Below are 6984 nucleotides of genomic sequence, written 5' to 3' on the forward strand. Positions count from 1 at the left end.
CATGCGCCCCCTGATGCTCGACTTTCAGCCGCGCCGCCGCTCCAGTCCCCTGGGCTGGAGCCTGCTGGTCGGTGGCGTGGTGCTGGCGCTGACCTGCATCGTCATCCAGCAACAGGTAAGTGGTGAGGCCGAACAACAGCAAGGTCACCTGCAAACCACGCAACGGGTACTTACTGGCGACACCGGCAGCAAGGTCAGCCTGACCCCGGCCGAAACCCGCGAGCAGGCGCAGAACCTGGCCGAGATGCGCAAGGTCTCGCAGCAGTTGCGCCGCCCTTGGGAGCGCCTGTTCGCCACCCTGGAAGCCATGCCGCGCGACAACATTGCCTTGCTGACCCTGACCCCGGATGCCCGCAAGGGCCAGGTGCGGATCAGCGCCGAGGCACGCGACCTGGACGCCATGCTCGACTTCCACCGCCGCCTCGAAGCCTGCGACGAGCTTTCCGACGTGTCGTTGCTCAGCCACGAAATCGTCGCCAACGTGCCGGAGCACCCGGTGCAATTCAACTTGTCGGCTACCTGGGAGATTAGCGATGCAAATCCCTAGATTGATCGTCCACGAATACCTGCAAAGCCTCGGCGTCCCGGGCCTGGCAGGGCTGGCCCTGCTGGTGTTGGCGCTGGCCTACGGCCTGTTCGGCTTGTTGCCGGACTGGCAGGCGCTGCAGCACCTGAGCCAGCAGACCCAGGACGCCCGCGAATACCTGGCCAAGGTCGAGGAGGGCTCGATCGCCGCTCCGGTCGTGCCACAACGCCAGCTCGATGACTTCCGCAGCAAATTGCCAACCCAGCCCCAGGCCACCGTCGCCATCGACAAGATCTACGCGCTGGCCGCCCAGGAGCGCATCACCCTGTCCAGGGGCGAATACTCGCTGGGCATCGACCCCAAGACCCACCTGGCGCGCTATCAGATCCTCCTGCCGGTGCGGGGCAGCTACCCGCAACTGCGGCGCTTCATGCATGCCTTGCTCGGCCAGTTGCCGGCGGTGGTGGTGGAGGACCTGGAGCTTTCGCGCAAGAAGATCGCCGACACGGACCTGAACGGGCGGATCCGCATGACCCTTTACCTGTCGAGGTCATGATGAACAACAAACGTGCGGTGGGTTGGGTGGCGTTCCTCGGCGTGGCCGCGGCGCTGACCTGGGTGCCCGAATACTTTAAACAGGCTGACGACAGTGACGTCGAAGTGGCCGCTGTGGCCACGCCAGTCAAAGGCAAGCAACGCGGCGCCTTGCCAGCCGCGCAGGCCTCTGCTGCGCCCGTGGCGATCAAGGACCTGAGCCCGGCGGGCGACCTGTTCGCCGCGCGCAGCTGGAAGGCCGCACCCACCCTGGCCAGCGTCACCGAACAACCGGTCAACGTTGCACCGGTGGTGCAGGTCCCCACTGCACCGCCCATGCCGTTCCAGTTCATCGGCCGGATGGACGATCGCACCGACCTGCAAGTGTTTTTGCAAAACGGCGAAAAGATCTACGTCGTGCGTAAAGGGGATGTGATTGACGAAACATGGAAGATCGAGGGCATTTCCGATCTGGAACTGAGCCTGGTCTATTTGCCTCTGCATTTGTCCCAGACCTTGTCTGTGGGGAGCGCGCAATGAACAAGTCCCGTTTGCTGATGAGCCTCTGCCTCTGTGCAGGGCTGGCTGCCTGCAGCTCGGCGCAGGTGGCCAAGGAAGAAGCCTCTGAGCTGATCGAACAGGGCCAGTACGAAGCCGGCCTGGCCCGGATCGAGGAGGGCCTGCGGGAAAACCCTCGCGACACCGAACTGCACATTGCCCTCAACAGCGCTCGTGCCCGTGCGATCACGGCGCTGCTGACCCAGGCCGACATGGATCGGACCCAGCGTGATTTCGCGTCCGCTCGCATGGGGTACGGCCGGGTGTTGACCATCGAACCGAACAACCGCCGCGCCCAGGACGCCTTGCGCCAGCTCGAACACATGCGCAGCCTCGATGAAAAACTCGAACTGGCCCGTGGCGACCTGCGCCGTGGCGACATCTACGGCGCCGAGCGTCAGGTCAGGCAGATTCTCGAACTGGACCCCAACAACGAAGGCGCCCTGGAACTGCAAGGCAATATCCGCCTGGTGCAGAGCCGCAACGTGGTGGCCTATCCGCAACTGCGCACCAAGCTGGACAAGCCGGTAACCCTGGAATTTCGCGACGCCAATCTCAAGACCATCTTCGAAGTGCTGTCCCAGGTCGCCGGCCTGAATTTCATCTTCGACAAGGACCTGCGCCCGGACATGAAAGCCACCATCTTCGTGCGCGACGTGCGCATCGAAGACGCCGTGGCACTGCTGCTGCAACAGAACCAGTTGCACCAGAAAGTGGTGAACGAAAACACCCTGCTGATCTACCCGGACTCGCCGCAGAAGCTCAAGGATTACCAGGAGCTGGTGATGCGCACTTTCTACCTGACCAGCATCGATGCCAATACCGCGCTGAACATGGTCAAGACCATGCTCAAGACCCGCGACGTGTTCGTCGACGAACGCCTCAACACCCTGACCATGCGCGACACCGGCGATGCCGTGCGCATGGCCGAGAAGCTCCTGCAATCACAGGATCAGTCCAACCCCGAAGTGGTGCTGGAAGTGGAAGTGATGGAAGTCGCCACCCAACGGATTCTCGACCTTGGCCTGCAATGGCCGAACACCTTTGGGGTGATCAACAGCGACGGTTCGGCGGTCAGCGTTCTCGACCAGCTCAAAGGCATCAACTCCAGCCGGATCACTATCCAGCCCTCGCCACAGGCCAAGATCAATGCCCAGGACAAGGACATCAATACCCTCGCCAGCCCGGTGATCCGCGTCAGCAACCGCGAACAGGCACGCATCCACATCGGCCAGCGTGTGCCGATCATCAGCGCCACTTCGGTGCCGTCGACCCAGGGACCGGTGATCACCGAAAGCGTGACTTACCTGGACGTCGGTCTGAAACTGGAAGTGCAGCCCACCGTGCACTTGAACAACGAAGTGGCGATCAAGGTGGCCCTGGAAGTCAGCAACGCCACGCCACTGGAACCGACCCGCCAGGGCACGATTCCGGTCCAGGTCGATACCCGCAACGCGCAGACCACCCTGCGCCTGCATGACGGCGAAACGCAGATTCTCGCCGGCCTGATGCGCAACGACCATGGCAGCACCGGCAACAAGATTCCCGGTCTTGGCGATATTCCTGGCCTCGGCCGCCTGTTCGGCAGCAACAAGGACGACGTGAGCAAATCCGAGCTGGTGTTGTCGATCACCCCGCGGATCGTGCGCAACCTGCCGTACCAGAGTCCATCGGACATGGAATTCACCACGGGCACCGAAACCAGCATGCACATCCAGGCACCGGATCGCTCGAAGGTCGAGGTTGAAGAGGTCAAGGCCAATGGCATGGGCGCACCGATCGCTACCACCGTTACTGTTGGGAAGCCTTGATCATGAACGCCTCGCAACGCGGTTTTACCTTGATTGAAGTCGTGGTGACGCTGTCGTTGATCGGCCTGCTGGCCGGCATGGCCGCGCCGCTGACCGAGACCGTGGTGCGCCGGGGCAAAGAGCAGGAACTGCGTACCGCGCTGTACCAGATCCGCGATGCCATCGACGCCTACAAGCGTGCTTTCGACGCCGGGTACATCGAGAAGTCGCTCAACAGCAGCGGCTACCCGCCGAACCTGCAGGTGTTGGTGGAAGGGGTGCGCGATGTGCGCAGCGCCAAGGGTGCCAAGTTCTATTTCCTGCGCCGCGTACCCCATGACCCGCTGGCACCGGTCAAGCGCGACGACGAAGGTGGCTGGGGCCTGCGCTCCTACGACAGTACGGCTCAAAACCCGCGGGAAGGCCAGGACGTCTTCGACGTCTACTCCAAGGCCCGGGGCAAGGGTCTCAACGGCATCGCCTACCGGGAGTGGTGAACATATGCGTCGGGAAAAGGGTTTTACCCTATTGGAACTGATGGTGGTCATGGCAATCATCGCCACCCTGATGACCATCGCCTTGCCGCGCTATTTCAACAGCCTGGAGGCCTCCAAGGAGACCACCTTGCGCCAGAGCCTGTCGGCGATGCGCGAAGCACTGGATCACTACTACGGTGACACCGGACGCTATCCCGACTCCATCGAGCAACTGGTTGAACAGCGCTACCTGCGCAATCCGCCGATGGACCCGATTGTCGAACGCAAGGACGCCTGGGTCTTGGTTGCACCGCCTGACGGCGTGGCCGGCGGTGTCGCCGATATCAAGAGTGGTGCCACAGGGAGGGCGCGTGATGGCAGCCTTTATTCCGAGTGGTAAGCCTGCGGCACAAGGCGGCTTCACCTACCTGGGTGTGCTGTTCCTGATCATGGTGATGGGCATGGGCCTGGCCAGTGCCGGCGAGTTGTGGTCCACCGCTTCACGGCGTGACCGCGAACGCCAATTGCTCTGGGTCGGCACCCAGTACGCCCAGGCACTGCGCAGCTATTACCGCAGTTCGCCAGGCCTGGCCCAGTACCCCAAGGAACTCGCCGACCTGTTGCAGGACGAACGTTTCCCCAGCGCCAAACACCATATACGCCAGCTATACCCGGACCCGATCGGCGGCGGTGAATGGTTCCTGATGCGCGGCTTCGACGGACGCATCACCGGCATCAGCAGCTCGTCCACCGACAAGCCGCTCAAGCAGGCGGACTTCCCCAGCCAGTGGTCGGACTTCAACGGCATGGCCAGCTACAAGGACTGGCAATTCGTGGCCGAAAAAGCCTTCCTCGATGGCACCTCGGGCCCTGCCAAAGGCCAGTCCGCAGTGCCGGAGGGATTGCAGCCATGAAGCGCTTCTGCCTGGCGATGATCCTGCTGTTGAGCACCTGCGTGACCTGGGCCGCTGAAGAGGACGAGATGCTCGGCTTCATCGTCGACGACACGATCTCGCACATCGGCCACGAATTTTACTACTCGTTCAGTGAACGCCTGCGTGCCACCAGCCCGATGGATTTCAACCTGGTGGTACGCGAACGACCTTCGGCTCGCTGGGGCAGCCTGGTGACCGTGGAATTTCAACAACGCCTGGTTTACCGGCGCTTCCTGCCGCCGAACACCGTGGAGCTCAAGGACGAGGCCTATGCCGCCGCCGACTGGGTACGCGGGCAGATTGTCCAGCGCAAGCTGGAAGCCTTGTTGCAGGACACCACGGACCTTGAGAGGGACGAACTATGAAAGTGAAAACGTTTTTGCAGCGCGCCGGTGGATGCATGCTCGGCCTGGGTGCTTGCGCCATGGTCCAGGGCACGGAACTGGTGTACACGCCCGTCAACCCTTCGTTTGGCGGCAACCCGTTGAACGGCACCTGGCTGCTCAACAACGCCCAGGCGCAGAACGACTACGACGATCCCGACTTGAAGGATCGTACCTCGGCGGCCGGGACCTCAGCCCTGGAGCGCTTCAGCGCCCAGTTGCAATCGCGCTTGCTGGGTCAACTGCTGGACAACATCTCCACCGGCAACACGGGGAGCCTGTCCACGGACGCTTTCATCGTCGACGTGGTCGACGACTCCGGTGCGCTGACGATCAACGTGACCGACCGGGCCACGGGCGAAGTTTCGGAAATCCAGGTGAATGGACTGGCCCCTTGAGGGGAATCGGGACAATGGGGAGTTAAGGACATGAAAAAAATAATAGCGCTAGGGCTGATGTTGGCGGCATTACAAGGGTGCAGTCTGCGCGAGCCGATGCCGGCCGAGCAGGACTCCAAAACCCCGACCCTGACCCCAAGGGCCTCGACCTACTATGACTTGATCAACATGCCACGACCCAAGGGCCGGTTGATGGCGGTGGTCTACGGCTTCCGCGACCAGACCGGGCAATACAAGCCGACCCCGGCCAGCTCGTTTTCCACCAGCGTCACCCAGGGCGCGGCGAGCATGCTGATGGACGCCTTGCAGGCCAGCGGCTGGTTCGTGGTGCTCGAGCGTGAAGGGCTGCAGAACCTGTTGACCGAGCGCAAGATCATCCGCGCCTCGCAGAAGAAACCCAATACCCCGGTGAACATCCAGGGTGAGCTGCCACCGCTGCAAGCGGCGAACATGATGCTCGAAGGCGGGATCATCGCCTACGACACCAACGTACGCAGCGGCGGCGAAGGCGCGCGCTACCTGGGCATCGACATTGCCCGGGAGTATCGCGTCGACCAGGTCACGGTGAACCTGCGGGCAGTGGACGTGCGCAGCGGGCAGGTGCTGTCCAACGTCATGACCAGCAAGACCATCTACTCCGTGGCCCGTAGTGCTGGCGTGTTCAAGTTCATCGAGTTCAAGAAATTGCTTGAGGCCGAGGTGGGCTACACCACCAACGAACCGGCGCAGTTGTGTGTGTTGTCGGCGATCGAGGCGGCGGTGGGGCATATGCTGGCGCAGGGGATCGAGCGACGTTTGTGGCAGGTGGCGGGGGACAACTCCCAGCCTGCGCAGAATGAGACCCTGGATCGCTACCTGACGCAGAACAGGGTGGTGCCGGAGGGAGAGGGGGAGGATGAGTAAGCCCCGGCGGCCGACAGCCGACCAGGCTCCTGCAGATGCACCCGATCCAAAACCGTAGGAGCCAGGCTTGCCGGCGAAGGCGGCCTCACAGCCAACCCATCTCTCACGGCTGCACCGATCCACTGTAGGAGCCAGGCTTGCCGGCGAAGGCGGCCTCACAGCCAACCCATCTCCTGCAGATGTACCCGATCCAAACTGTGGGAGCTGGCTTGCCAGCGAAGGCGACCTGACAAACGACCTGGATTTTGTTGACGGAGTACATATCCATTCCTGCGGTAACGGCCACCTAGGGTTTCGCCCTTACGGCGAGTCACTTGGAAGAGCCTGTAGGAGCGAGCATGCTCCGGGCGGCGTTCCGACGATGGTCGTCAACGATGACGAGGGCTATCTGAATGCCCGTGTTGTTCTGGCGTTTTTCGCGAGCATGCTCGCTCCTACAGGGCCCGCCGCGATGGGCCATCCTTGGCCCAGCGCGGCTAAA

The 6984-nt window shown here is 62.5% G+C and carries 10 protein-coding genes; all 10 read left to right on the forward strand.

The features are described from left to right. Window position 1 precedes the first annotated feature (1 nt). The 10 genes from PG5_RS06880 to PG5_RS06925 are packed head-to-tail and all read left to right on the forward strand — an operon-like array spanning window position 2 to window position 6503. Window positions 2-547 (forward strand): hypothetical protein, encoded by a 546-nt coding sequence (locus PG5_RS06880; protein WP_020796384.1) that lies wholly within the window; start codon window positions 2-4, stop codon window positions 545-547. Continuing rightward, entirely contained in the window at window positions 534-1082 is a 549-nt protein-coding gene (locus PG5_RS06885; RefSeq protein WP_020796385.1) for a GspMb/PilO family protein, read from the forward strand. Before PG5_RS06880 ends, PG5_RS06885 begins: the two co-directional genes overlap by 14 nt. Then, complete coding sequence (locus PG5_RS06890) at window positions 1082-1600, forward strand: hypothetical protein (RefSeq protein ID WP_020796386.1); 519 nt, start codon at window positions 1082-1084, stop codon at window positions 1598-1600. The genes PG5_RS06885 and PG5_RS06890 overlap by 1 nt, the downstream gene beginning before the upstream one ends. Beyond that, window positions 1597-3429: a secretin N-terminal domain-containing protein gene (locus PG5_RS06895; protein ID WP_020796387.1), complete on the forward strand. Its 1833-nt coding sequence runs from the start codon at window positions 1597-1599 to the stop codon at window positions 3427-3429. Before PG5_RS06890 ends, PG5_RS06895 begins: the two co-directional genes overlap by 4 nt. A gap of 2 nt (window positions 3430-3431) precedes the next feature. After that, window positions 3432-3905, forward strand: coding sequence for a type II secretion system protein (locus PG5_RS06900; protein WP_020796388.1), 474 nt, complete (start codon window positions 3432-3434; stop codon window positions 3903-3905). 4 nt (window positions 3906-3909) lie between these two features. Next, window positions 3910-4284: a type II secretion system protein gene (locus PG5_RS06905; RefSeq protein WP_020796389.1), complete on the forward strand. Its 375-nt coding sequence runs from the start codon at window positions 3910-3912 to the stop codon at window positions 4282-4284. Beyond that, entirely contained in the window at window positions 4259-4798 is a 540-nt protein-coding gene (locus PG5_RS06910) for a type II secretion system protein (protein ID WP_020796390.1), read from the forward strand. Before PG5_RS06905 ends, PG5_RS06910 begins: the two co-directional genes overlap by 26 nt. Further along, a complete protein-coding gene (gene csgE, locus PG5_RS06915) occupies window positions 4795-5184 on the forward strand; it encodes a curli production assembly/transport protein CsgE (RefSeq protein ID WP_020796391.1) in 390 nt (129 codons plus the stop codon). The genes PG5_RS06910 and csgE overlap by 4 nt, the downstream gene beginning before the upstream one ends. Beyond that, window positions 5181-5600 (forward strand): curli assembly protein CsgF, encoded by a 420-nt coding sequence (locus PG5_RS06920; RefSeq protein WP_020796392.1) that lies wholly within the window; start codon window positions 5181-5183, stop codon window positions 5598-5600. Before csgE ends, PG5_RS06920 begins: the two co-directional genes overlap by 4 nt. 30 nt (window positions 5601-5630) lie before the next feature. Then, a complete protein-coding gene (locus PG5_RS06925; RefSeq protein ID WP_020796393.1) occupies window positions 5631-6503 on the forward strand; it encodes a CsgG/HfaB family protein in 873 nt (290 codons plus the stop codon). Window positions 6504-6984: the final 481 nt, after the last annotated feature.

The sequence above is a fragment of the Pseudomonas sp. G5(2012) genome (assembly GCF_000408945.1).
GTDB classification, from domain to species: Bacteria; Pseudomonadota; Gammaproteobacteria; order Pseudomonadales; family Pseudomonadaceae; genus Aquipseudomonas; species Aquipseudomonas umsongensis.

Coding starts and splice junctions, on each gene's coding strand:
- PG5_RS06880 (WP_020796384.1), top strand. CDS start 2: ATGCGCCCCCTGATGCTCGACTTTCAGCCGCGCCGCCGCTCCAGTCCC.
- PG5_RS06885 (WP_020796385.1), top strand. CDS start 534: ATGCAAATCCCTAGATTGATCGTCCACGAATACCTGCAAAGCCTCGGC.
- PG5_RS06890 (WP_020796386.1), top strand. CDS start 1,082: ATGAACAACAAACGTGCGGTGGGTTGGGTGGCGTTCCTCGGCGTGGCC.
- PG5_RS06895 (WP_020796387.1), top strand. CDS start 1,597: ATGAACAAGTCCCGTTTGCTGATGAGCCTCTGCCTCTGTGCAGGGCTG.
- PG5_RS06900 (WP_020796388.1), top strand. CDS start 3,432: ATGAACGCCTCGCAACGCGGTTTTACCTTGATTGAAGTCGTGGTGACG.
- PG5_RS06905 (WP_020796389.1), top strand. CDS start 3,910: ATGCGTCGGGAAAAGGGTTTTACCCTATTGGAACTGATGGTGGTCATG.
- PG5_RS06910 (WP_020796390.1), top strand. CDS start 4,259: ATGGCAGCCTTTATTCCGAGTGGTAAGCCTGCGGCACAAGGCGGCTTC.
- csgE (WP_020796391.1), top strand. CDS start 4,795: ATGAAGCGCTTCTGCCTGGCGATGATCCTGCTGTTGAGCACCTGCGTG.
- PG5_RS06920 (WP_020796392.1), top strand. CDS start 5,181: ATGAAAGTGAAAACGTTTTTGCAGCGCGCCGGTGGATGCATGCTCGGC.
- PG5_RS06925 (WP_020796393.1), top strand. CDS start 5,631: ATGAAAAAAATAATAGCGCTAGGGCTGATGTTGGCGGCATTACAAGGG.